This is a genomic window from Microbacterium oryzae, assembly GCF_009735645.1.
GTDB classification, from domain to species: Bacteria; Actinomycetota; Actinomycetes; order Actinomycetales; family Microbacteriaceae; genus Microbacterium; species Microbacterium oryzae.
Window position 1 is genome coordinate 2809935 of sequence record NZ_CP032550.1, and the last position, 24919, is coordinate 2834853.

20 protein-coding genes and 3 tRNA genes are annotated in these 24919 nt (G+C 72.2%); 15 read left to right on the forward strand and 8 right to left on the reverse strand.

Going from position 1 to position 24919, the window contains the following annotated elements; genetic code table 11:
• Positions 1–317: 317 nt before the first annotated feature.
• Complete coding sequence (locus D7D94_RS13080) at positions 318–1457, forward strand: glutathione-independent formaldehyde dehydrogenase (RefSeq protein ID WP_156243035.1); 1140 nt, start codon at positions 318–320, stop codon at positions 1455–1457.
• 48 nt (positions 1458–1505) lie between these two features.
• Here the strand turns inward: D7D94_RS13080 and D7D94_RS13085 are convergent.
• Positions 1506–1587 (reverse strand) — tRNA-Tyr (locus tag D7D94_RS13085).
• A 201-nt stretch (positions 1588–1788) separates the two neighbouring features.
• Here D7D94_RS13085 and D7D94_RS13090 point away from each other — a divergent pair.
• From D7D94_RS13090 to D7D94_RS13115, 6 genes are all read left to right on the forward strand, one after another.
• A complete protein-coding gene (locus tag D7D94_RS13090) occupies positions 1789–2772 on the forward strand; it encodes a hypothetical protein (RefSeq protein ID WP_156243036.1) in 984 nt (327 codons plus the stop codon).
• A gap of 125 nt (positions 2773–2897) precedes the next feature.
• Positions 2898–3689: an inositol monophosphatase family protein gene (locus tag D7D94_RS13095; protein WP_156243037.1), complete on the forward strand. Its 792-nt coding sequence runs from the start codon at positions 2898–2900 to the stop codon at positions 3687–3689.
• A gap of 206 nt (positions 3690–3895) precedes the next feature.
• Positions 3896–5104 carry a M23 family metallopeptidase gene (locus tag D7D94_RS13100; protein ID WP_156243038.1) on the forward strand — a complete coding sequence of 403 codons (1209 nt, stop codon included), beginning with the start codon at positions 3896–3898 and terminating at the stop codon, positions 5102–5104.
• An 83-nt stretch (positions 5105–5187) separates the two neighbouring features.
• Positions 5188–5259: transfer RNA gene (locus tag D7D94_RS13105), tRNA-Thr, on the forward strand.
• 23 nt (positions 5260–5282) lie between these two features.
• Positions 5283–5356, forward strand: a tRNA-Met gene (locus D7D94_RS13110).
• Between the two features lie 158 nt (positions 5357–5514).
• Positions 5515–6333 carry a hemerythrin domain-containing protein gene (locus D7D94_RS13115; RefSeq protein WP_156243039.1) on the forward strand — a complete coding sequence of 273 codons (819 nt, stop codon included), beginning with the start codon at positions 5515–5517 and terminating at the stop codon, positions 6331–6333.
• Between the two features lie 82 nt (positions 6334–6415).
• Here the strand turns inward: D7D94_RS13115 and D7D94_RS13120 are convergent, their stop codons facing one another.
• From D7D94_RS13120 to D7D94_RS13140, 5 genes are all read right to left on the reverse strand, one after another.
• Positions 6416–7054 carry a DUF2238 domain-containing protein gene (locus D7D94_RS13120; protein ID WP_216648670.1) on the reverse strand — a complete coding sequence of 213 codons (639 nt, stop codon included), beginning with the start codon at positions 7052–7054 and terminating at the stop codon, positions 6416–6418.
• Positions 7051–7881, reverse strand: a complete 831-nt coding sequence (locus tag D7D94_RS13125; RefSeq protein WP_156243040.1) for an endonuclease/exonuclease/phosphatase family protein — start codon at positions 7879–7881, stop codon at positions 7051–7053. Before D7D94_RS13125 ends, D7D94_RS13120 begins: the two co-directional genes overlap by 4 nt.
• A complete protein-coding gene (locus D7D94_RS13130; RefSeq protein WP_246171807.1) occupies positions 7878–8684 on the reverse strand; it encodes a glycosyltransferase family 2 protein in 807 nt (268 codons plus the stop codon). Before D7D94_RS13130 ends, D7D94_RS13125 begins: the two co-directional genes overlap by 4 nt.
• A 258-nt stretch (positions 8685–8942) precedes the next feature.
• A complete protein-coding gene (locus D7D94_RS13135) occupies positions 8943–10127 on the reverse strand; it encodes an NAD(P)/FAD-dependent oxidoreductase (RefSeq protein WP_156243041.1) in 1185 nt (394 codons plus the stop codon).
• Positions 10128–10202: 75 nt separating this feature from the next.
• Complete coding sequence (locus D7D94_RS13140; protein WP_156243042.1) at positions 10203–11711, reverse strand: PucR family transcriptional regulator; 1509 nt, start codon at positions 11709–11711, stop codon at positions 10203–10205.
• 84 nt (positions 11712–11795) lie between these two features.
• On the opposite strand from D7D94_RS13140, the gene gabT reads away from it, so the two are divergent.
• The 6 genes from gabT to D7D94_RS13170 are packed head-to-tail and all read left to right on the forward strand — an operon-like array spanning position 11796 to position 19841.
• Complete coding sequence (gene gabT, locus D7D94_RS13145; protein WP_173024341.1) at positions 11796–13151, forward strand: 4-aminobutyrate--2-oxoglutarate transaminase; 1356 nt, start codon at positions 11796–11798, stop codon at positions 13149–13151.
• 26 nt (positions 13152–13177) lie between these two features.
• Positions 13178–14536 (forward strand): flavin monoamine oxidase family protein, encoded by a 1359-nt coding sequence (locus tag D7D94_RS13150; RefSeq protein ID WP_156243044.1) that lies wholly within the window; start codon positions 13178–13180, stop codon positions 14534–14536.
• Entirely contained in the window at positions 14533–15408 is an 876-nt protein-coding gene (locus D7D94_RS13155; RefSeq protein ID WP_156243045.1) for a universal stress protein, read from the forward strand. The genes D7D94_RS13150 and D7D94_RS13155 overlap by 4 nt, the downstream gene beginning before the upstream one ends.
• A 5-nt stretch (positions 15409–15413) precedes the next feature.
• The gene (locus D7D94_RS13160) at positions 15414–16961 is read left to right on the forward strand and encodes an APC family permease (RefSeq protein WP_156243046.1); all 1548 of its coding nucleotides are present in this window, start codon (positions 15414–15416) and stop codon (positions 16959–16961) included.
• Between the two features lie 32 nt (positions 16962–16993).
• Positions 16994–18460 carry an NAD-dependent succinate-semialdehyde dehydrogenase gene (locus tag D7D94_RS13165; RefSeq protein ID WP_156243047.1) on the forward strand — a complete coding sequence of 489 codons (1467 nt, stop codon included), beginning with the start codon at positions 16994–16996 and terminating at the stop codon, positions 18458–18460.
• A 19-nt stretch (positions 18461–18479) separates the two neighbouring features.
• Positions 18480–19841: an NAD-dependent succinate-semialdehyde dehydrogenase gene (locus tag D7D94_RS13170; protein ID WP_156243048.1), complete on the forward strand. Its 1362-nt coding sequence runs from the start codon at positions 18480–18482 to the stop codon at positions 19839–19841.
• Between the two features lie 571 nt (positions 19842–20412).
• On the opposite strand, the gene D7D94_RS13175 is transcribed toward D7D94_RS13170, so the two are convergent.
• Both D7D94_RS13175 and D7D94_RS13180 read right to left on the reverse strand, forming a co-directional pair.
• Positions 20413–22113, reverse strand: coding sequence for an amidase (locus D7D94_RS13175; RefSeq protein WP_156243049.1), 1701 nt, complete (start codon positions 22111–22113; stop codon positions 20413–20415).
• Positions 22113–23144 (reverse strand): agmatine deiminase family protein, encoded by a 1032-nt coding sequence (locus D7D94_RS13180; RefSeq protein WP_156243050.1) that lies wholly within the window; start codon positions 23142–23144, stop codon positions 22113–22115. The genes D7D94_RS13175 and D7D94_RS13180 overlap by 1 nt, the downstream gene beginning before the upstream one ends.
• 63 nt (positions 23145–23207) lie before the next feature.
• Here D7D94_RS13180 and D7D94_RS13185 point away from each other — a divergent pair, with 63 nt between their 5' ends.
• Together D7D94_RS13185 and D7D94_RS13190 are read left to right on the forward strand one after the other, a co-directional pair.
• Positions 23208–23822, forward strand: coding sequence for a TetR/AcrR family transcriptional regulator (locus D7D94_RS13185; RefSeq protein ID WP_156243051.1), 615 nt, complete (start codon positions 23208–23210; stop codon positions 23820–23822).
• A 179-nt stretch (positions 23823–24001) separates the two neighbouring features.
• Complete coding sequence (locus D7D94_RS13190; RefSeq protein ID WP_246171948.1) at positions 24002–24793, forward strand: sulfite exporter TauE/SafE family protein; 792 nt, start codon at positions 24002–24004, stop codon at positions 24791–24793.
• Positions 24794–24919: the final 126 nt, after the last annotated feature.

Below are 24919 nucleotides of genomic sequence, written 5' to 3' on the forward strand. Positions count from 1 at the left end.
CGCGGCGGTCATCCGGCGCCGACGAGCGCACGTCGTCGACAGGGACCCGTCCGGCCATGTGCCCAACTTGGCACATGCCTCCGAGGAGGGCCAGCATCCGATCACCCCTTGCGCCCGCGCTCGGCGAGGGTGTAATCGGCGCGGACCCCCTTCCTCGAAGGCGCGAACGATACGCTCCCGCGGACGTCCGCGCAACCCCCTCCGCAGGATCCGCCGATGCGGCCCCGCACGGCCATCCGGCGCGAAGAATGAGAGCGTGCCGCTGCGCATGATCCACTGAGCCGACCGAGGTCGGGAACCGCATGGAGGAGGACATCATGAAGGCTGTCGTGTACAAGGGACCGTACGAGGTCGCCGTCGAGAACGTTCCGGATCCGAGGATCGAGGGGCCGCTCGACGCCGTCATCCGCATCACCTCGGCGAACATCTGCGGATCCGATCTGCACCCCTACGAGGGGCGCGTCGAGTTCGAGTCCGGCATGGTGTTCGGGCACGAGAACATGGGCATCGTCGAAGAGGTCGGCGCGGGCGTCGACCGCATCAAGGTCGGCGACCGGGTGTCGGTGCCCTTCAACCTCGCCTGCGGTACCTGCCGAAACTGCAACCAGGGCTTCACCTCCGCCTGCCTGCGGGCGAACCCCTCAGGCCAGCCCGGCGCCGGCTTCGGCTACCCGGCCATGGGTCCCTACTGGGGCGGTCAGGCCGAGCTGCTGCGGGTGCCGTGGGCGGACTTCAACCTGCTGAAGCTGCCAGAGGGCACCGAGCACGAGCTCGACTACACGATGCTGTCCGACATCTTCCCCACGGGCTATCACGGCACCGAGATGGCGAAGGTGGCGCCGGGGAAGACGGTGGCGGTCTTCGGCGCGGGGCCGGTGGGGCTCATGGCCGCGCACAGCGCGTACCTGCGCGGTGCCGCCCAGGTGTTCGTCGTCGATCACCAGAAGGACCGGCTCGCGCTCGCCGAGAAGTACGGCGCGACATCGGTCGACGCCGGTGAGGTCGATGTCGTGGAGGCGATCATGGACGCCACCGGCGGGTTCGGCGTGGATTCGGGCGTCGAGGCCGTCGGCTACCAGGCCCACGATCCTGCCGGCAACGAGCACCCCGCCCTGGTCATGGACAACCTCGTCAGCGTCGTCCGCGCCACGGGCGCCATCGGCGTCGTGGGCGTCTACAACCCCGTCGACCCCGACGCCGCGACGGAGGAGGCGAAGGATGGCCGCATCGCCTTCGACTTCGGCACCGCCTTCACCAAGGGCCTCAGCATCGGCACCGGCCAGTGCCCGGTGAAGGCGTACAACCGCGAGCTGCGCGACCTCATCACGCAGGGGCGCGCGACGCCGGGCGACATCGTCTCGCACGAGCTGCCGCTCGATGACGCCGTCCGCGGCTTCGACCAGTTCGACAAGCGCGTCGACGGCTGGACGAAGGTGGTCCTCCACCCGAGCCACTGACGCGGGAAACGGCGAAGGCCCCGGTCCGAGGACCGGGGCCTTCTGCTGTGGCAAGTGAGGGATTCGAACCCCCGAAGCATGACGCGGCTGATTTACAGTCAGCTCCCTTTGGCCGCTCGGGCAACTTGCCAGTGCGCGCCCGCCCGACTTTCACCAGACGACCGGATGCGCGAGACACGATGTTACCCCGTGTGGCGGGCAAGGTGAAATCGCGTGGAACTTCGGGCAACCGGGCGCGTTGCGTCCCCCGCCGCGCAAGCCCCGGGCAGGGCGCGGCGGCTCGTGGAAGGATGGCCGCATCGGAGCGCCGGCTCCGGTGAAAGGGGAGCTGATGTCCGCACCGCACGCTTCGCACGAGCAGCCGCACGGCGACGCCGCCGCTGTGGCCGCACCGGGTCCGCGACCGGCGTCCCGCCTCATCCGCGGCGCCATCTGGATCGCCATCGGCGCGCTCATCGCCGCCGCCGTGATCTGCGTCGTCTGGGTGCTCGTCGGCGACCAGAACGGCATCATCGGCAAGGCGTTCCTCACCGTGCTCCTCCTCGCCGGGTTCGCGGGCGTCGTCCTGCTCGACGCGAGCCTGGCGCCCAAGCGCCCGGACTGGTTCGTGCTGGCCAGCATGGCGTCGTGGGTGGTCGTCCTTCTGGTCGGCGCGGTGAAGATCTGGCTCGACGTGGTGCCGGATGGCTGGAGCGAGTCGGACTACTCCTCTTACGGATACGACGGCGAGGGCATCGAGCGGTTCTTCGAGTTCCTGCTGGTCGTCGCGGTGCTGCAGCTCGCGCTGCTGCACCTGCGCCTCTTCTGGCGTGCGCACGCTCGGTACGTCACCACCTTCACGCGTGCCATCGCGATCGCGACGACGGTCTTCCTCCTCGCGCTCGCGGCGATGCTCGTCTTCTTCCTCACGTTCCCCGACTCGTTCGACTATGAGGAGCTGTACTGGCGCATCGTCGTCTCCTTCGCGATCCTCGCCGCCGTCGGCACGACGCTCCTGCCGCTTCTCAACGCGCTGTTCGCGCCCAAGCGGCCGCGGCCATCCCTGCCGCCGCAGGCGTACGCGCCGCAGCAGTACGGCCAGCAGCCGTACCCGCAGCAGTACGGGCAGCCGCAGCAGTGGCCGACGTACTACGACGGCGTGACGCCGCTTCCCGTGATGCCCGACGGCAGCCCGGACTGGAACGCCTACTACACCGGCTACCCCACTTACCCGCAGGGCGGGTGGCCGGCGGCTCAGTCCCAGCCGTCGTCCGCGGAGCAGCCGGCCGATCCACCGCAGATCCCGCCGCGCCCGCCGCTGCCGCCGGTGTCCTGACGCTCGCACGGAGATCCCGTGAATCCCGGACGCTCTGGCCCGAGGGGTCCGGGATCCGCGGGATCTCCGGCGCCAGGGGCCGGAGCGCCTCGGAGTTCGGGCGGGCGTCCGGCTAGCGTGGAGGGATGACTCTCGAACTCGAGCTCCGCGACCTCGCCGTCGACATCGCCCGCGAGGCCGGCGATCTCGCGCGGCGCCGCCGGCAGGAGGGCGTCGCGATCGCGGCGAGCAAGACGACGCTCGCCGACATCGTCACCGAGGCCGACCGCGAGGTGGAGACCCTCATCCGGTCGCGACTGGCGCAGGCGCGGCCGGAGGACGGGTTCCTCGGCGAGGAGTCCGGCGCCGAGGAGGGCACCTCGGGCATCACGTGGGTGGTCGACCCGATCGACGGCACCGTGAACTACGCCTTCGGGCAGCCGGCGTATGGCGTGAGCATCGCCGCGGTGAGCGGACGCCCCGAGCCCACCGAATGGGAGGCGCTCGCCGGAGTGGTCGTCGCACCGGTGCTCGACGAGGTCTTCTCCGCCGCCCGCGGGCACGGCGCCCACTTGGGGGAGCGGCGCCTGTCGGTCACCGCGGAGACGCCTGCCGGCGCCCTCATCGCGACGGGATTCGGCTACGACCCGGAGACGCACGCGGGGGCCCTCGACGAGCTGCGCAAGGTCATGCCGATCGCGCGCGACATCCGCCGAGCGGGTGCGGCGTCGCTCGATCTCGCCTACGTCGCCGCCGGTCGCCTCGACGCGTATTACGAGCGCGGGCTCAAGCCGTGGGACATGGCAGCCGGCGCGCTCCTGGTCACCGAGGCGGGCGGCCGGGCCGGATGGCTGGGCGTCGATTCGTGGGGACGCCGGCTGCTCGTCGCCGCCGGAGAGCCGCTGTTCGAGCGGCTTGCGGGGGTGCTCTCCGACTGACCGCACGTCTCGTGCACAGGGGGTTGACGGGACCTTCGTCCTGTGGGATCGGGCGCACGGATGGCGCTCTCAGCCATCATCCGGTAGGTTGTTTACCGGATCGTTACTTTCGCGGCCCGAACCGCGAAGCGATGATCGCCCCCCGATGACGTTTCTCGCTGTCCCTCGCAGTGACCTACGGAAAGCACTCCTCCTTGCCGCTTGACATGCCCACGGCCGAAGCCGCGCACCAGCGCCGCTCGCGTCGCACCCCCGGTGCCGCGCTCACGCCGAACCAGCAGGGTCAGACGATGCGCACCGCCGACGTGGCGACGACTCTTCCCGAGCCGCCGCTGACCCGTCGCCGGCTGCGTGAGCTCGCCTCCGCAACTCCTGCCCCCGAGATCATCGACGACGGCGACGCCGACTTCGGCGAGCCACTCAAGGTCGCCGAGCACGTGGCCGGCTCCGCTCCCGCGACCGGCGCCATCCCGCTCGGCTCCACCGAGTCGGACGAGTTCCTCGCCGCGGCCCGCGCGCTGCAGTTCACGGGCGAGACGCCCGTGACGCCGGCACCCGAGCCGGTCTCGGCCGGCATCCCCGCCCCCGCTGTCGAGGAGCACGTCGCACCGCGTCGAGGCCGGGGCTTCCGTCGCATCGCGACGACCACCGCCTCGCTGGGCGCCATGGGCGTCATCGGACTGCTTGCGGTCGGCATGACGACCCCGCTCGGCGCCCTCGCTCAGGATGGCGGCTCGTCCGCCGCCGCCGTGTCCATCGCGGCCGGCGCGGGTCAGGAGCTCGGCGACGAGGAGATCCAGGCCTTCGTGGCGTCGTCGGATGTGCAGAACGCCGACGTCGAGCGCGCCCAGGGCTACTCCGCCGAGACGGTTCCGACCGTCGCCTCGGCCGACGGCATCAGCACGTCGGGTGCGTTCTTCACGAACGACGCCTCCGCCGACATCCAGTGGCCGTTCGCGGTCGGCACGAGTATGAGCTCGGGCTACGGCCCGCGCTGGGGTCGCCTGCACGAGGGCGTGGACTTCACGCCCGGCGACGGGGCGCCCGTTCAGGCGATCGCCGACGGCGTCGTGCGCATCGCGACCGAGTCGGGCGGCGCCTACGGCGTCACCGTCTACGTCGACCACGTCATCGACGGCCAGGTCGTCACGAGCCATTACGCGCACATGCAGTACGGCTCGCTGCGCGTCACGCAGGGCCAGCGCGTGCAGGTCGGCGACGTCGTCGGTCTGACGGGCAACACCGGCCGCTCGTACGGTGCGCACATGCACTTCGAGATCATCATCAACGGCGCGACGACAGACCCGCTGCCTTGGCTGAAGGAGCACGCCAACACGCGCTACTCCGACGACGAGGCCGCTGCCGCGCAGACCGCCATCGGCGACCTGCTCGGCTCGGAGATCGCGGCGGGCTGACCGACGCGCGCGGCGGTCGCCCCGGTTCGGGGAACCGCCGCGGAGATGGTATTCTCTTCTGGTTGCCTGTTGCAGGCAGCATCGCCCCGATAGCTCAGTGGCAGAGCACTTCCATGGTAAGGAAGGGGTCGTCAGTTCAATCCTGACTCGGGGCTCGCGGCATCCACGGATGCATCGCGGCAGGGTAGCTCAGTTGGTGAGAGCGCACGACTCATAATCGTGAGGTCGCGGGTTCAAGCCCCGCTCCTGCTACAAGACCTGAAGTCCCCTCGGCGCCGCCGGGGGGGCTTTCTCGTCGTGCAGGCGCAGCTCCCGGGCGCCGCACTGCCTTGTCGCCGACCACCTGCAAGGGGGCCGACACCGGCGACGCCGTCTTCCACCAGGCTGACAGGCCACCGGAGGAGGAAGCCATGAAGTCCGTCGCCGAGCAGAGCGTTGAGGAACTGGGCGGGCGCCCGAGCGTCCTCGCCCGGCAGAAGAGCGACCACGTCGCGTTGGACCTTCTGCTGCACCGACTGGGGGAATCGACGCACGAGGAGCAGCTGCCGGTCCTCCTCGATCTCTACCGGCTGGTGTTCCCGCACGCGTTCGCCGAGGAGTCGGTCCTCTGGCCGGTCATGCGGCGGGTACTGCCCGATGGAGAGGCGCTGACGCTCCAAGTCGAGCAGGAGCACCAGGAGGTGAACGAGCTCGCCACCCGGCTCGAGGGCCTCGAGCTGAACACTCCCGAGCGTCAGGCCGCGATCGACCGTCTCGTCGAGGTCCTGCGCGAGGACGTCCGTGACGAGGAGGACGAGCTCTTCCCACGTCTGCAGGAGCGGGTGTCGGCCCGGCAGCTGCGCCTGCTCGGGCTCGCGTGGGAGGTCGTCGACCGCATCGCGCCGACCCGCGCGCATCCGATCGTGGCGCGGCGCCCGCCGGGGAACGTCATCGCGGCGCTTCCGCTCACCGTGCTCGACCGTACGCGCGACCGACTCGACGCGATCCGGCTGCGCGGCGCGGGCGGCGCGGAAGGGGCCATCCGCTCGACGACAGACGCGCTGAGCCGAGCCGCGCGTGCGATCGAGCACCTCCCGGCGATGCGGCGCGGCGAGGACGCGTCGACGCGCGTCGACGCGAAGCCCCGCCGCCCCTGGCTGGTCATCGCCGGTGCGGTAGTGGCCGCCATCGCCATCCCGGTCGCCCTTGCGCGGCGGGGGCGGAAGCACGCCGACACACGCCGACGATGACCGGCTGGGGTCCGGACGCGACCCCCTGGCTCGCCGACGTCGTGCGTGAGGGCGACGGCGGACGGGCCGGATGGCGGCGAGGTCAGTCCAGCGCCACGTGGCGGCGCGGCTGACCGGCGGGAAGGACGGCAAGCGCCGCCGGCGTCGCATCCGCCCGCTCCACGCGCACCACCGCGAGCAGCATCCCGGCCACCACGCCGCCCAGGGCGCCGAGGATCATGTCGCCGATCGTGTCCTGGTAGGCGACGTAGATCGTGTCGCTGATGTACCGCCATCCCGCCCATTCGAGCATCTCCCACAGCGCGCTGATCGCGAGGGCGATGATCGGCACGACGAACGCCGGCACGCGCCGCCGCACCACCCCGCCGCGGAGGTCGGGCAGCACGCCGGCCCGCGCGAGGCAGACGTAGGCAATCAAGGACAGCACGCCCGTGCACAGCATGTGCACCGCCAGGTCCCACCGTGGCACCGACGTGTAGAGCCCGAACACGTTGCTCCACGCCGCCACGAGCACGATCGCGCCGTGAGCGAGGTCGAACCCGGCCCGCATCCCGAGGATGCGCGGCAGCATCACCGCGGGCGACGCGAGCGCGACGATGCCGACGTCGGTCGGCGAGAAGACGAGCGCGGCCACGAGGATCCCCAGCACCGCCATCGCTCGCAGGCCGTCGGCCATCCACTCGGTCGTCGTCACTGGGCGACGGAAGAAGTTCTCCTTCATGACGCGCCTCCGGGAATCCGCACGACGGCCGATACGGGCAGATGATCGGATGGCCAGCGCCCGTCGACGGGGCGGCCGTCGATCGCGATCTCCCGCACGTCGACGTCGGGGGTGGTGACGATCCAGTCGATGCGCTTCCCGTTCTCGCGAGGGGAGCGGTACGCGCCGTACGTTCCCCAAGCCGGCGTGAGACGGATGGCCGCGCCGCGCCACGCGTCGACGAGGCGGCCGTTCTCGAGCAGGGTCGTGATGGCCGGCGAGCCCTCCGGAGCGTTCATGTCGCCCATCACGAGGGCGGGGAGCGGCTGCGTGGCGACGCGCTCGCGGATTGCTCGGGCTGCCCGGACCCGTGACCGTGCGGAGAAGACGTCGAGGTGCGTGTTGACGGCGAGGAACCGGGCGGAGGTCGCGAGGTCGCGGAAGACGGCGGCGACGAGCACCCGCGGGATGCGATTGCCCCAGCCGATCGAGCCGGCGGTGTGCGGCCGATCGGAGAGCGCCTCCTGCGACCAGGACTCGGCCTCCAGGCGCTCGGCGTCGTACACGATCGGCACGCCCTCGCCCTGCCCCTTGGCGTTGCGGCCGCGCCCGAGGAGGCGGTACCCATCGCCGAGTGCGGCCCGGACCGCCTCGCCCGCGCGGGGGAGCGCCTCCTGGACCCCGACGAGCGTCGGGCGCTCGAGGTGCAAGAGCGTCTGGAGAGCCGGGAGGCGATGGCTCCAGCGGTCCGCGCGCGAGGTGAGCCGGCCATCCATCGCGCGTCGGATGTTGAACGTCATCACAGCGAGATCGGGCGCCGGCCGCGGGCCGATGAGCGGCGTGGTCATGTCGGCGCTCCGGCCCGCGCGCGCCGCCGCGCTCGCCCTCGCACCGTGCGCAGCGCTCGCCGCGTGCAGCGGACGGGCGGCAGGTCGTCGGGCCAGTGGCGGAAGACGGTGCGGAACCCGCGCGGCACGCGCCGGAGGAGGAAGTCGCGGCGGTCGCGGAAGGGCCGCATCGACATCCCCACGGCCGGATGGCCGACGCGGCGGATGCGGTGGTGCTCACCGAGGTGGAAGGAGAGGTCGAAGTCGTCGTGGATCTCCGGGTCGTCGCGGTGCACGCGCGCGGACACCCGGCGCCATGCCTCCCGGCGGAAGCCCATGTTCGACCCGAACAGCGGACGATGGCCGAGGGCGAGCGCGCTCGCCGCCGTGTACGAGCCGAGGTACGCGGCGAGGAGCGGGGCGCGCAGCGCGGGCGGCCCGTCGATGAAGCGCGCGGCGCCGGTGACGGCGGCGACCTCGGGGTCGTCGAACACCCGCGTCATCGCCTCGACCCAGTCGGACGGCGGGACGCAGTCGGCGTCCAGGCGGAGAATGAGGCCGCCGGTCGCGGCATCGTATCCGGCCGCGGCCGCTGCGGGGATGCCCGGCATGGCGCAGGCGACCACCCGCGCTCCCGCCTCCCGGGCCACGGAGGCGCTGGTGTCGCGGGACCCGTTGTCGACGACGATGATCTCGTCGGGCCTGCGGGTCTGCGCGGCGAGCGCCTGCAGGCATCGCCGCAGCATCGGCGCGTCGTCCTTCACGGGGATGACGACCGAGACGCGGGCGTCGCCGGCGGGGGAGCGAGGGGCGGCTGACGGCACGGGTTCTCCGATCGGGGGTGTGCTTCAGTCCTATCCCGGGCGGTCGCGGCGTTCCAGCCCTTGCCAGGGCGCCGGTTTCACGCAAGCGGGTCTGCGCGCGCGTCGGGCTAGCGCTCGGGGCACTGGTCCTAGCGCGGGGAGCGCCAGGACTAGCGTTCGTCGCCGAGGCTGGTGTTCGGAGCACTAGCTTCGACGACGAACGCTAGTCTCGCGGTCGCACTGTCACGCTCACGAGGCGTCTCGAGGCCGTAGCCCTCCTCAGAGCCGCCCCTTCACGATGCCGTGCCAGTACAGCTGCGGCAGCAGGTAGCGGTCGAGCACGTACCACCAGGGCCGCGGCGCGAACGTGTCGAGCAGCGGGATGGTGCTGACGGCGCGATGTGTGCGCGCGTCGTACTCGCCGAACACCAGCGAGCGGCGCGACGTCGTGATCGGCGCGACCGTGTACCCGTCGTAGTGCGACAGCGCCCGCCCCGTGCGGCGGCGCTGAATGTTCTCCACCAGGGTCTGGGTCTGATGGCGCAGCGCGCCGCCCGTGCGCGCGTCGTCGAGGTCCGCGGCATCGCCGATCGCCCACACGTGCGGGTGCGCGCGGTGCTGCAGCGTCTCCCGGTCCACCGCGACGAAGCCGCCGGTGTCGGGAGCGTCGAGTCCCGACGCGCGAACGAGCGGATGGCCGGTGTACGGCGGCAGCAGGTGCAGCAGATCCGGTCGCATCGTCGCCGTGCCATCCGGGCCCGACAGCGTGACGTCGCCGCCCTCGATCCGCTCGACCCGGGTGCGCAGCCGCAGCGTGACGCCGTACCGCCGCAGCTCGCGACGCACGGCCGACTCGATCTCCGCCACCGGGTGCAGGCCCTCGCCGTCGTGCACCAGAATGACGTCGATCGCCGCGAGCACGCCCATCCGACGCCAGTGATCGCAGGCGAGGAAGAGCGGCTTCAGGGCGGTCTCGCGCCCGGAGGCCGGCTGCTCGTGGAAGGTGAAGACGGCGGTGCCGGCGGTGAGCGCCGAGATCCGCTCCCACGTCTGCTCCAGGAGCGACGACTCGAAGGTGGAGCAGGCGGGGCCGTTCTCGAGCGCCTCTCGCGCACCCGGCAGGGCGTCCCAGTCGGTGGGCGCCCCGCAGGCGATGACGATGTCGCCGCCGCGGATGGTGCTCCCGTCCGACAGCACGACCTCGCGCCGCTCGGCGTCGATGCGCTCCGCGGCCGCGCGATACCAGTGCGCGCCCTTCGGCATGACCTTCGCCTGCGGGCGGGTGAGCGCGGACGGCTTCGCGAGCCCCGCTCCCACGTAGTTCTGCAGCGGCTTGTACACGTGCTCCTCGGCGGGCTCCACGATCGCCACGTCGCGGGAGCCGCGCTTGAGAAGCCGAGCCGCGGCCGAGACGCCGCCGTTGCCGGCGCCGACGACCACCACATCATGCCTGGGGATGTCCATGCGGGCACCCTAGGACGACCTCGAGTCGACGGGCGCGGGCTTGCGGACCGGCGACATCCGGCATAGTGACGACGCTCAGCGCGCCGCGAGCAGCGCGACCCAGATCTCCGCGCGCGCGGCGAACGACTGCAGGTCGCGGTCGAGCAGGCGCTCGGCGAGCCGCACGCGGGTGCGGACGGTGTGCCGATGCACGCCGAGGGCTCGCGCGGCATCGTCGAACCGCGCGTCGTGCAGCAGCCAGACGCGCAGGGTGTCGAGGATGGCCGTGCCGTGGGTCTCATCGTGCGTCGCGATGGGCAGGAGGACCGTCCGCGCGACGCTCGCCGCATCGGGGGAGAGCGTGCTGAGCACGCCGGCCGACGCGACGTCGCCGAACCGGACCACGCCGGCGCCGCGGTCGCGGGCGATCCGCGCCTCCTCGAGCGCGGGGGCGAACGACGCCAGCGCCGTCGGCTCCGACAGTCCGATCGCCACGTCGAAGCGCTCCGCGAGATCATCGAGCGCGAGCGGCGCGGCGGCCGACTGCACGAGCGCGATGCCGCCGGACGCGTCGGGCCCGAAGAAGAAGCTGCCCTGCTCGCGGCCGGCGCGCAGCTCCAGGAACGCCGCGAGGGCATCCGGAGCCGCGCTCGTGAGGCCCACCACGACCGGATCGGCGGGGAACCCGCCCCACGTGGCGTCGGCGATCTCACTGGCGAGGACCGTGTCGCCGGTGAGGAGCGCGCGCACCACCCCCGCGCGCAGCGTGCCACGGGCACGGGCGAGCGCCTCGTTCTGCTCGAGCGCGAACCCCGTCATCGCGACGACCGCCGTGACGACGCTGCGCGCCTCCTCGTCGAGCCCCTCGGTCGCCACGGCCAGCACACCGCGAAGGCTTCCGCCCGGGCCGAGCGTCTGCAGGGTGACCGACCGCTCCGCGACGCGCACCACGCCCGCCGCGCTGGCCCCGCGCGCGAGCATCACCTCGCACTCGCTCTGCACGCGGTCGGCGATCTCGCCCTCGAGCGCCCCGGACGCGCGGACGAGCGCGCCGGCGGAGTCGAACAACCCCGTCCAGACACCCAGCTGACGGGACAGCTCCGAGACGGCCGAGCCCAGGCCATCCCGCCGCAGCGCGGCCAGTGCGACCGCGCGCTGGGCCGACAGCGCCCACGTGCGGCGGGCGTATGCCGCCGCGGCGATGGCCTCGGCGACCGCGCGCGCGACGGCAATGAAGGGGGTGCGGTAGGGCACCTCGAACAGGGGGACGGCGTGCTCCTCGCACGCCTGCGCCAACGCCTCCGGAATGCCGGCGCGGGCGACCTCGGTGCCGAACCCGAGCGCGACCACGCCGCGGTGCGCCAGCCGCCGCACGTACTCCTCGTACTGCTCGCGCTCGTCTCCGGAGAACTGCGTGCCGGTGGTGAGGATCACCATCTCCTCGGCGAGGAAGGGGGTGGGGTCGGCGAGATCCGAGCTGTGCACCCAGCGGATGGGCTGCTCGATCGCGGCGGACGGGCGCTCTCCGGGGGCGAGGCGCAGGCCGAGGTCCGCGCGGGAGAGCAGAGCGCGGAGCGTGGGGGCGGATGGCGCGGGCTGAGACATCGTGTACAGAGCGTATAGCGAGAAGGGCGAAAGTGTACGGAACGGCGAATGCAGGCGTCGGGGGCACGGTCGTACGCTCGCCGCATGAGCACCACTTCCCTCGCCACCACCGCTGTCGGCGGACCGGCCCTGCCGCAGGAGCGCCGCCTCGTCACCTCGATCCCCGGACCGCGCTCGCAGGAGCTGCTGGACCGCAAGGCCGAGGCCGTCGCCGCAGGTGTGGGCCACACCGCGCCGATCTCCGCGGTCGCAGCCGGCGGCGGCGTGGTCGTCGACGCCGACGGCAACTCGCTCATCGACCTCGGCTCCGGCATCGCCGTGACCACGGTCGGCAACGCACACCCGAAGGTCGTCGAGGCCGTTCAGGCGCAGGTCGCCGCGTTCACCCACACCTGCTTCATGGTCTCGCCGTACGAGTCCTACGTCGCCGTCGCGGAGGCGCTCAACCGCCTGACCCCCGGCGACCACGCCAAGAAGTCGGCCCTGTTCAACTCCGGCGCGGAGGCCGTCGAGAACGCGGTCAAGATCGCCCGCAAGCACACCGGCCGCTCGGCCGTCGTCGCCTTCGACCACGGCTACCACGGCCGCACGAACCTGACGATGGCGCTCACCGCCAAGTCGATGCCGTACAAGAGCGGCTTCGGTCCGTTCGCCCCCGAGGTCTACCGCGCACCGGTCTCATACCCCTACCGCGACGGCCTGACCGGCGCCGAGGCCGCCAAGCGCGCCATCCAGCAGATCGAGAAGCAGATCGGCGCCGACAACCTCGCCGCCGTGATCATCGAGCCCATCCAGGGCGAGGGCGGCTTCATCGTCCCCGCCGAGGGCTTCCTCCCCGCGCTCGTCGACTGGTGCCGCGCGAACGGCGTCGTCTTCATCGCCGACGAGGTGCAGACCGGCTTCGGCCGCACCGGCGCCATGTTCGCCAGCGAGCACTTCGGCATCGTCCCCGACCTCATCACGACGGCGAAGGGCATCGCCGCGGGCCTGCCGCTCGCGGCCGTGACCGGCCGCGCGGAGATCATGGACGCCTCGCACGCGGGCGGCCTCGGCGGCACCTACGGCGGCAACCCGATCGCGTGCGCGGCGGCGCTCGCCGCCATCGAGGCGTTCGAGAACGACGGTCTCGTCGAGCGCGCCCGCGAGATCGGCGCGCTCATCACCGGCCGCTTCGGCGAGCTGCAGGCGAGCGACCGCCGCATCGGCGACGTCCGCGGTCTCGGCGCGATGGTCGCGGTCGAGTTCGTCGACCCCGCCACCGGCGAGCCCGACGCCGCCCTCACCGGCGCTGTCGCGAAGGCGGCCATCGCCGCGGGCGTGATCGTGCTCACCTGCGGCACGTTCGGCAACGTCATCCGCTTCCTCCCGCCGCTCTCCATCGGCGACGAGCTGCTCGCCGAGGGCCTGTCCGTCGTCGCCGACGCGCTCGCCGCGGCCTGACCTCCCCCTCGACCAAGGAGCACGACATGACTGAGATCACACGCGACGTCGTCATCGTGGGCGCGGGCGCCGCCGGCACCACCGCGGCGAACGAGCTGAAGAAGGCCGGGCTGTCGGTCGCCGTCCTCGAGGCACGCGACCGCGTCGGCGGGCGGCTCTGGACCGACGTCGTCGACGGCGCCACCCTCGAGATCGGCGGCCAGTGGGTGTCGCCCGACCAGGACGCGCTCAAGGAGACCATCGCCGAGCTGGGGCTCGAGACGTACAGCCGCTACCGCGAGGGCGAGAGCGTCTACATCGGTCCCGACGGCGAGCTCACCCGCTTCACGGGCGAGATCTTCCCCGTCGCGCCCGCCACCGAGAAGATCATGGTGGAGCTCATCGAGAAGCTCGACCGGATGACCGCCGAGATCGACCCCGCTCACCCCTGGTCGCACCCCGACGCGGAGGAGCTCGACACGATCTCGTTCGAGGGCTGGCTCGCGCGCGAGACCGACGACCAGGAGGCGCGCGACAACATCGCGCTCTTCATCGCCGGCGCCATGCTCACCAAGCCCGCGCACGCGTTCTCCACCCTGCAGGCGCTGCACATGGCGGCGAGCGCCGGCAGTTTCTCCAACCTCGTCGACGCCGACTTCATCCTCGACAAGCGCGTCGTCGGCGGCCTGCAGCAGGTGCCGCAGCTCCTCGCCGAGCGCCTCGGCGACGACGTGCACCTCGATGCTCCCGTGCGCACGCTGCGGTGGGGGGCGGAGGGCGTCGTGGCGGAGGCCGAGGGGATCACCGTCCGCGCGAAGTACGCGATCCTCGCGCTCGCGCCCGTGCTCTACGACCGCATCTCGTTCGTCCCGCCGCTCCCGCGTCGCCAGCACCAGATGCACCAGCACCTCTCGATGGGCTTCGTCATCAAGGTGCACGCGGTCTACGACCGTCCGTTCTGGCGCGAGCAGGGTCTGTCGGCCACGGCCTTCAGCCCCTACGAGCTCTGCCACGAGGCGTACGACAACTCGAACCACGGCGACGAGCGCGGCACCCTGGTCGCCTTCGTCTCCGACAAGCACGCCGACGGCGTGTTCGAGCTGAGCGCCGAGGAGCGCAAGGAGCGCATCCTCGAGTCGCTTGCGCACTACTACGGCCCCGAGGCGAAGAACCCCGTCGTCTACTACGAGAGCGACTGGGGCACCGAGGAGTGGACCCGCGGCGCGTACGCGGCGAGCTTCGACCTCGGCGGTCTCCACCGCTACGGCAAGGACCAGTCCGCGCCGGTCGGCCCGATCCACTTCGCGTGTAGCGACCTCGCCGGCCTCGGCTACCAGCACGTCGACGGGGCGATCCGGATGGGCCGCCTCGCCGCCGCCGACATCGTCGAGCGGTCGCGGTCGTGACCGCGTCGCTCGTCGTCGGCTACACCGCCACCCCCGCGGGCGCAGACGCCGTCGCGCTCGCGGGGCGTCTCTCCGCCGCCACCGGCGCGGCGATCGAGATCGTCCTCGTGCTGCCGGCGGAGGGGCGCAACGCCCTCACGCCGCCGAACGCGTCGTACGACGAGTACGTCCGCGGTCAGGCGCGGGACTGGCTGCGTGACGCCGCGGCCGCGCTCCCTGCGGGCGTCGACCACCGCGCGCACGTGCGCACCGCGGAGTCATTCGCGGAGGGGCTCCACTCGGCCGCGCGCGAATTCGGCGCCTCGCACATCGTCGTCGGGGCGGCCGACGGCGGACGCCGCGGGCGCCATCGGGTGGGGTCGGTTGCCAACGAGCTGCTGCACTCCTCCGACATCCCCGTCGTGCTCGCGCCCGCGGGCTCGGCCGAGGTCGACGCTCCGCTCGACCGCGTCACGGCGGCGATCGGCACGCGGCCCGGCGCCGACGTGCTCCTCGACGACGCGGTCGCGCTGGCCGCGGCGGCGGGCGTCCCGCTCCGTCTGGTCTCTCTCGTCACCGTCGACCTGCCGGCCGGCGTCCAGACCGCGGCCATCCGCGTCGTCGGCGACACCCACGCCGACGAGGTGCTCGTCGCCGCGCGCGCCGAGCTGCCTGCCGACGTGCCGGTCGAGGTGGTCGTCGCCGAGGGCGACTCCATCGAGAGCGCCGTCGCTCAGCTCGACTGGCTCCCCGGCGAGGTCGTGCTCGTCGGCTCGAGCCGGCTCGCGCGCCCGCGCTTCCTGTTCCTCGGCTCCACCGCGGCGAAGATGCTGCGCGAGCTCCCCGTCCCCTTCATCGTCGTCCCGCGCACCCGAGCGCCCGAAGAATCCTGAGTCACATGACCTCGAACCCGCACACCGTCGTGTCTGACCCCGTCACCACGGGGATCTCCAGCAAGGGCCTCAGCGCCGGCACCCTCGGCCTCATCGGCGCCGTCGTGATGGGCGTCTCGACCGTCGCTCCCGCATACACCTTCACGGCGGCGATCGGCCCGACCGCCTCCGAGGTCGGCACCCAGGTGCCCGCGATCATCATCGTCGGGTTCATCCCGATGCTCCTCGTCGCGCTCGGCTACCGCGAGCTCAACAAGGTGATGCCGGACTCCGGCACCTCCTTCACGTGGGTCACGCGGGCCTTCGGACCCTGGATCGGCTGGATGGCCGGATGGGGCCTCGTCGCCGCGACCATCCTGGTGCTGTCGAATCTCGCCGGCATCGCCGTCGACTTCCTCTTCCTCCTCATCAGCCAGATCACCGGCAACGGCGAGATCGCCGAGCTGACGCGCAACCCCTTCATCAACGTCGGAGTCTGCCTGCTGTTCGTCCTCGCGGCGACGTGGGTGTCGTACCGAGACCTGCAGACCTCGCAGCGCCTGCAGTACGTGCTCGTCGGCTTCCAGGTCGTCGTGCTCGTCGTCTTCGCCGTCACGGCCATCGTGCGGGCGTCGTCGGGCGAGGCCTTCGACCCGACCCCCTTCGACGCGAACTGGTTCAACCCGTTCGCGGTGCCGTCGTTCAGCGCCACGGTCGCGGGCCTGTCGCTGTCGATCTTCATCTTCTGGGGCTGGGACCTCGTCCTCACCATGAACGAGGAGACGAAGAACCCCGAGAAGACGCCCGGCCGCGCGGCGACCGTCGTCGTGCTCGTGGTGGTGTTCCTCTACCTGCTGCTCGCGATCGGCATGATGATGTTCGCCGGTGTCGGCGAGGGCGAGCTGGGCCTCGGCAACCCCGACATCCAGGAGAACGTGTTCTTCGCCCTGTCGAACCCGATCATGGGCTCGCTCGGGTTCCTCGTCTCCCTCGCGGTGCTGACCAGCTCGGCGTCGTCGCTGCAGGCCACCTTCGCCTCGCCGACGCGCACGCTCCTCGCGATGGGGCACTACGGCGCCCTGCCGAAGCGCTTCGCCGCCGTGCACCCGCGCTTCTTCAGCCCCGGGTACGCGACCATCGTTGCGGCCGTCGTGACGAGCGTCTTCTACGCCGTGATGCGCTTCGTCAGCGAGAACACGCTGTGGGACACCATCCTCGCCCTCGGCATGCTCATCTGCTTCTACTACGGCCTCACCGCGTTCGCGTGCGTGTGGTACTTCCGCCGCCAGTGGTTCGACTCCGTCCGCAACTTCTTCTTCATGCTGCTGTGCCCGCTCGTCGGCGGCGCGATCCTGGCCGTCCTGTTCGTGACCACCCTCATCGACACCATGGACCCCGCCTACGGCAGCGGCTCCGAGGTGGGCGGCATCGGTCTCGTGTTCATCCTCGGCATCGCCGTCATCGTCATCGGCGTCGTGCTGATGATCTGGCAGGCCGTGCGCGAGCCCGCGTTCTTCCGCGGCAGCGTGCTGACGATGGACGCCCCGCCGAGCCGCCGCCGCGCGCGTCGCTGAGACCCCCAGACATCACCACCGGAAGGAAAGACATGACGAACGACCGCGAGAACACGCTGCTGGCCTCCGTCCCGACCCGTCTGTTCATCGGAGGGGAGTGGGTCGACGCCCCCGAGGGCGCGACCTTCGACGTCCGCGACCCCGCCACGAACGAGGTCATCGCCCGCGTCGCCGACGCCTCCGCCGATGACGCCACCCGCGCTCTCGACGCCGCCGTCGCCGCGCAGGACGCGTGGGCCGCCACCGCTCCGCGCACCCGCGGCGAGATCCTCCGCCGCGCGTGGGAGCTCGTGCAGGAGCGCAAGGAGGACATCGCGCTCCTGATGACCCTCGAGATGGGCAAGCCGCTCGCCGAGGCCCGCGGCGAGGTCGGCTACGGCGGGGAGTTCCTCCGCTGGTTCAGCGAGGAGGCCGTGCGCATCACCGGCCGCTACGGCCTCAACCCCGAGGGCACCGGCCGGATGGTCGTGTCGCAGCGACCGGTCGGGCCGTCGTTCTTCATCACGCCGTGGAACTTCCCGTTCGCGATGGCCACCCGCAAGATCGCCCCGGCCCTCGCGGCCGGCTGCACCGTGGTCATCAAGCCCCCGCAGCTGACCCCGCTCACCACGCTGTTCTTCACGCAGCTGCTCGCCGACGCCGGCGTGCCCGCCGGCGTCGTGAACGTCGTGACCTCGGCGTCGTCGCGCCGCGTGTCGGAGCCGATCATCTCCGACCCGCGCCTGCGCAAGCTGTCGTTCACCGGCTCGACCGAGGTGGGCCGCAAGCTCATCGCGCAGGCTGCCGAGGGCGTGCTGCGCGTGTCGATGGAGCTCGGCGGCAACGCGCCGTTCGTCGTCTTCGAGGACGCCGACCTGGACAAGGCCGTGGAGGGCGCTCTCGCCGCGAAGTTCCGCAACATCGGCCAGGCCTGCACGGCCGCCAACCGCTTCATCGTGCACTCCTCGGTCGCCGAGGAGTTCGCCGCGAAGATCACCGAGCGCGTCCAGGAGATGCGCATCGGCCGCGGCACCGAGGACGGCGTGGCCATCGGCCCGCTCATCGACGGCGACGCCGTGGCGAAGGCCGACGAGCTCGTCACCGACGCCACCGAGCGCGGCGCGACCCTGCTCACGGGCGGCGACAAGCTCGAGGGCCCCGGCACGTTCTACGCGCCGACCGTCATCACCGGCGTGCAGCCGGGCAGCGCCATCCTGCGCGAGGAGATCTTCGGCCCCGTGCTGGCGATCGCCACGTTCGACACCGAGGACGACGCCGTTCGCCTCGCGAACGACACCGAGTACGGCCTCGTGTCGTACGTCTACACGCAGGACCTCGCGCGCGGCCACCGCATGATCGACCGCCTCGAGACCGGCATGATGGGCCTGAACGCGGGCGTCGTCTCGAACGCCGCTGCGCCGTTCGGCGGCGTCAAGCAGTCCGGCGTCGGCCGCGAGGGCGGCTTCGAGGGCATCCACGAGTACCTCTCCACGAAGTACACCCTCATCCCCAACGACTGATCGCCGCGAGAGGAGCATCATGAGCGACTACGCCGTCGTCGACCCCGCCACGGGGGAGACCGTCGCCGAGTACGACACGTTCACCGACGAGCAGATCCAGGACGCGATCGCGCGCGCAGCGGAGGGCCACCGCACGTGGTCGGCGCTGCCGGTCGCGGAGCGGGCCGAGGCGGTCCGCCGCGCCGCGCAGCTGCACCGCGATCGCCGCGACGACCTCGCCGCCATCGCCGTGCGCGAGATGGGCAAGCCCCTGGAGGCCGCGCTCGGAGAGGTCGACTTCGCCGCCGACATCATCGAGTACTACGCCGACAACGCCGAGGCGATCACGGGCGACCAGCCGATCGACATCCTCGGCGAGGGGAGCGCGGTCATCCGCCGCTCGTCGCTCGGCGTGCTGTTCGGGATCATGCCGTGGAACTTCCCGACCTACCAGGTCGCGCGGTTCGCGGGCCCGAACCTGATCGTCGGCAACACGATCATCCTGAAGCACGCGCCGCAGTGCCCCGAGTCCGCGGCCGCCATCGAGCAGATCTTCCGCGACGCGGGTCTGCCCGAGGGTGCGTATGTGAACGTGTACGCCACGAACGAGCAGTCGGCGACGATCATCGCCGACCCGCGCGTGCAGGGCGTCTCGGTCACGGGCTCGGAGCGCGCGGGTTCCGCCGTCGCCGCGCTGGCCGGGCAGCACCTCAAGAAGGTCGCGCTCGAGCTCGGCGGGTCGGACCCGTTCATCGTGCTCTCGGCGGACGACCTCGACCAGGTCGTGCAGGCCGCCGTGGACGCGCGCCTCGACAACAACGGCCAGGCGTGCAACGGCGCCAAGCGCTTCATCGTCGTGGACGGGCTGTACGAGGAGTTCCTCACGAAGTTCGCCGCCGCGATGGACGCCGCCAAGGTGGGCCACCCTCTCGAAGAGGACACCGTGCTCGGGCCGCTGTCGTCGCTCGCCGCCGCGGAGCGCCTGCAGGAGCAGGTCGACCGCGCCGTCGAGCAGGGCGCCCGCCTGGTCGTCGGCGGCACGCGCGACGGCGCGTACTTCCCCGGCACCGTGCTCACCGACGTGACGCCCGAGATGGACGTCTACCGCGAGGAGCTGTTCGGCCCCGCCGGCGTCGTCTACCGCGTCGCCGACGAGGAGGAGGCCGTGCGCCTCGCCAACGACACCCCGTTCGGCCTCGGCTCGTACGTCTTCACGACGGACGCGGAGCAGGCGCAGCGCGTGGCCGATCGCATCGAGGCCGGCATGGTCTACGTCAACGTCGTCCTCGCCGACAGCCCCGAGCTGCCCTTCGGCGGCGTCAAGCGCAGCGGCACCTCCCGCGAGCTCGGCCTGCTGGCCGCCGACGAGTTCGTCAACAAGAAGCTCATCCGCATCGGCTGAGCCCTGCGAGAGGCCCCTCGTCCGCACCGCGGGCGAGGGGCCTCTCGCATGTCCGGATGGCGCTGGCCGGGCGCCCAGGTCGCGTCCCCACTCCGAGACTGCGCGTTCGCTCACGCCGCCCGCGTCGCTGCTCCGAGATTGCGCGTGGTGCGCGCGGTGCCGGAGCGTGCGCGCGCTCGGCGAGCGATGACGCGGTCTCGGCGCGCTCCGGTGTTGGCGCTCCGAGACTGCGCGTTCGCTCATCTACCGCGTGGCCGCTCCGAGACCGCACGTGGTGCACGCGGCCAGGGAGCGATGACCCGGCGCCCGAGCGATCACGCGGTCTCGGAGCGATGATGCAGTCACGGCGTGGCGCTCCGAGACTGCATCATCGCTCGCGTCCACAGCACGGTCGCTCCGAAACCGCACGTGGTGCACGCGGCTTCGGAGCGATGCCCCGGCGCCGGAGCGACGGCGCGACCGGGGAGCGAAGGCTCAGCCGGCGAGGGATGGTCACGCACGCGAGCGAGGACGCTGTCCGAGAGCCGCGGCGCGCGGCCCGACCCGTGCCGCCCGGAGCCGCCCTCCCCGCCTACAGCGCGGGCGTGCGGGGCGGCACCGTGCGACGCACGCCGGTCGCCTCGAACGCCGCGCCGAGGCCGAGCAGGGCGGCGTCGTCGTACGCGCGGCCGGCGAACGTGAGCCCGACCGGCATGCCGATGTCGGACATCGTCCCCATCGGCACGGTCACCGTCGGCACGCCGAGGTGCCGGATCGCCAGGTTGCCGTTCGCGACCCACACGCCGTTCCGCCAGCCGAGGTCTGCGGAGGTGGAGTTGACGTCCATGTCTGCCGGCCCGACGTCGGCCATCGCGGGGAAGATCACGGCGTCGAGGCCGAGCTCGTCCATCCACTGCTCGAGATCGACGCGACGGGTCTCCTCCAGCCCGCGCACGCCATCCGCGAGCTCGGGGATCTCGGCGATGTCCGTCACCGGGTGCTCGCGCACCTGCGCGGGATACGCCGCGATGTCGTCGTCGAAGCCCGTGTACCGGTCGGGAAGCGCGCCCTCGGGCTGCGGGAAGATCCGCGCGCCGTCGACCACGTCGAGCGAGGGGATGGCCGGATCCCCGTTCGCGCGCAGGAAGTCGTCCCACGCCCAGGCCGAGAGGTCGAGGATCTCGCGCTGCAGGTACTCCGGCATGACGAGCCCGCGCGTGAAGATCGTCGGTGCGCCGGGCCGGTCGCCCTCGTAGTTCGACACGAGCGGGAAGTCGACCTCGACGACGGTCGCGCCGGCCGCCTCGAGGTCTGCGCGGGCGGCCTGCCACAGGGCGATGACCGAGTCGCGCGTCTCGACGCGCTGCCCGGTCGGCCCGCCGATGCCGGGAGCCTCGGCCGTGCCGGCCTCGGGGTCGGCGTTGATGTACATGCGCGGCACGCCCAGGCGCTTGCCCTGCAGCGACGCGCCCTCGGCGAGCGCGGGGTACGAGGCGGGGCGGATGGCGGTGGCCGCGGGGATCTCGACCCACGGCTGCACGCGCCAGAAGTCTCCGCGCGGCTCATCGTCGTCTGCCACGACGACATCGAGCACGGCGAGGAGGTCGGCCATGGTGCGGGTGTGCGGGACGACGACGTCCATGGTGGGGACGAGCGGCCAGTTGCCGCGCACGGAGATCACGCCGCGCGAGGGCGTGTACGCGCACAGCGCGTTGCACGACGCCGGCGCACGCCCGCTCGACCACGTCTCCTCGCCGAGCCCGAACGCGGCGAAGCTCGCAGCCGTGGCGGTGCCCGAGCCGTTCGACGAGCCGGACGCGAACGCCGACGTCAGGTACTCGGCGCTGTAGGGGCTCTCCGCCCGACCGTAGAGGCCGCGCTGCATGCCGCCGTTGGCCATGGGCGGCATGTTCGTGAGGCCGAGGCAGATGGCCCCCGCGCCCCGCAGCCGCTCGATCGTGAAGGCGTCGCGCTGGGCGACGAGGTCGGCGAACGCGGGGCTGCCGGACGCGGCTGTCAGCCCGCGCACCAGGTAGCTGTCCTTCGCGGTGTAGGGGATGCCGTCGAGCGGGCCGAGGGCGTTGCCGCCGGCGCGGCGTGCGTCGGATGCCTCAGCCTCCGCGAGGGCGTCGGGGTTCCGCACCACGACCGCGTTGAGCGCGGTCGCGGTGTCCGCGGCGTCGTACGCATCGATGCGCGCGAGGTACGACGTGACCAGCTCGACGGCCGTCGTGCGGCCATCCGCCAGCGCCCGCTGCAGATCGGCGATCGACGCCTCGACCACGTCGAACATCAGCGCACCTCCGGCTGCTGCTGCGTGATGCAGTGGATGCCGCCGCCGCGGGCGAAGATCTCGCGCGCGTCGACGGTCTTCACCGTGCGACCCGGGTACACCTCGGCGAGGATCTCCCGGGCACGGCCATCCGCCTCGGGCTCGCCGAAGCCGCACGCGATCACGCCATCGTTCACGACGAGGTGGTTGACGTAGCTCCAGTCGACGAAGCCCTCCTCGTCGCGCAGCGCGGCGGGCGCGGGCAGGTCGACGATCTCGAAGGGGCGGCCGGCGGCATCGGTCTCCTGTGCGAGATGCGCGCGCAGCTCGCGGGTGACGGCGTGGTCGGGATGGCCGGGGTCGCGCTGCTCGTGGAGCAGGAGGACCCCGGGGGAGGGGATCGTCGCGACGATGTCGACGTGGCCGTTCGTGCCGAACTCGTCGTAGTCGCGCGTGAGGCCGCGCGGCAGCCAGACCACGCGCGTCGCGCCGATCGTGCGGGCGAACTCGGCCTCGATCCGCTCCTTGTCGGCGTACGGGTTGCGGCGGGGGTCGAGCTGCACGGTCTCCGTGGCGAGCACGGTGCCCAGACCGTCGACGTGGATGCCGCCGCCCTCGTTCACGAGCGCGGAGCTCACGATCTCGGCGCCGACGGCGCGGCCGACGATGCGCCCGAGCTCGGCGGAGAGGCGCCACTCCGCCCAGGCGGGCGCACCCCAGCCGTTGAAGGTCCAGTCCACCGCGCCCAGCGCGCCGGGGCGGTCGTCGTCGACGACGAACGTCGGGCCCGCGTCGCGCATCCAGAACTCGTCGAGCGGCGCCTCGAGGATGTCGACGTGCGAGCCGAGCATGCGACGTGCGCGGTCGGTCTCGCTGGGATCGACGACCATCGTGACCGGCTCGAACTCCGCGACCGCGTGCGCGACCTCGGTCCAGGCGGCGTATCCGGCCGCGCGCTCGGCGTCGGTGTCGCCGAGGGTGAAGCCCTCGCGCGGGAACGCCATCCAGGTGCGCTCGTGCCGGTCGGTCTCCGCGGGCATCCGCCAGGTCATCGTCGATCCTCACTTCTATTGATCATTCGATCAATAACACGATTGTCCGGCTAGGGTGAGGACATGTCAAGCGAAGCCGCCGTCCCGCGCCGTCGCGCGGCGCGGCTCGCGCCCGCCGAGCGTCGCGCGGCCATCCGCCGCGCGGCTCGGGCGGCGGCGCTCGCCGACGGGCTCGGAGCCGTGACGCTGCGCGCGGTGGCCGCGAAGGCGGGTGTGGCTCCCGCGCTGGTGGCGCACTACGCGCCGTCGATGGAGGAGCTCGTCGCCGAGACGTTCGCGGCCATCGTGCGCGAGGAGCTCGACGAGGTGACCGCGCTCGTCGCCGACCGCGAGCCCCGGGCGGCGCTGACCGGGCTCATCCAGACCCTGCTCGCCGGCACGCGGGACGACGTGACCGCCGTGTGGGTCGAGGCCTGGGCGCTGGGGCGCCGCAATGAGTCGCTCGCCGCCGCCGTGCGCGACGAGATGGACGCCTGGGCGGGCCTTCTCGCGGCCATCATCGAGGCGGGCGTCCGGACCGGGGCCTTCCGCGTCGACGACCCGGCGGCCGCCGCGTGGCAGCTGCTGGGCATGATCGACGGCCTCAACGCGCAGGCCCTCGTGCGCTGGGGTGAGGCGTCGGAGCGCTCGGCGCTCATGCTGCGCGCCGCCGAGGGGATGCTCGGCGGCGCGCGCTGAGGGTCAGCCCTTGTGCTGCGTGCGTCCCGCCCGGCTCGGCCATCCTGCTCGAGTCGCTGGCGCGCGTCTCGCGACCCGCCCCTGACCCGCTCGGTGCGCGACTCGCCCGGCCCCGGCCGCTCGCGGAGATACGGTGAGGGGATGAGCTGTCTCACCATCTCCGCGGAGTCGCCCTCGTGATCGAGGAGCGCCCGACGGGCTACCGCGCGATCGGGTCGTTCGTCCTCATCGGGGCGCTGTCGGGATTCCTGTCCGGGCTGTTCGGCGTCGGCGGCGGCACCGTCATCGTGCCGCTCCTGGTCCTCCTGGTGTCGTTCTCGCAGCGGCTGAGCGCCGGAACGTCCTCGGCCTCGATCATCCCCACGGCCGCGGTCGGGGTGATCACCTACGCGCTGCACGGTGATGTCGACTGGGTCGCGGCGCTCCTCATCGCCGCGGGAGCGGTCGTCGGAGCGCAGATCGGCGTGCGGCTGTTGCACGCGCTGTCGGAGCCGGTGCTCCGCTGGATCTTCGTGGGCTTCCTCGTCGTCGTGATGATCAGCCTCTTCCTCATCGTCCCCTCGCGGGATGCCGAGCTCCAGCTGCACCTCCTCAGCGGCATCGGGCTCGTCGTCCTCGGGCTCGTCACGGGCATTGCATCGGGGCTCATCGGCGTCGGTGGCGGCATCGTCGTCGTGCCGGTGCTCATGCTGCTGTTCGGCATGAGCGACCTCGTCGCCAAGGGCACGTCGCTGCTCATGATGATCCCCACGTCGCTGTCCGGCACGGTGGCGAACATCCGCAAGCGCAACGTCGACATCCCCGCGGCGATCGGCGTCGGCCTCACGGCGTGCGTCACCGCCCCGCTCGGGGCCTGGGTCGCCAACCTCGTCGACCCGCGGCTGGGGAACATCCTCTTCGCGGTGTTCCTCGTCGTGATCATCGCCCAGATGACCCAGCGGGCCATCCGCGCCTCGCGTCGCGGGCGCTGAGGCGGCGCCGCCGACACCGGGGGCGCGGGGGGCATCCGGCCGGGCCGTGTCTCACCCCTGGTGGGTTCGGACGTGGGCTGGCCGCGCGGAGTGAGACACGGCGGCACGCGACCGACCGCACGCAGC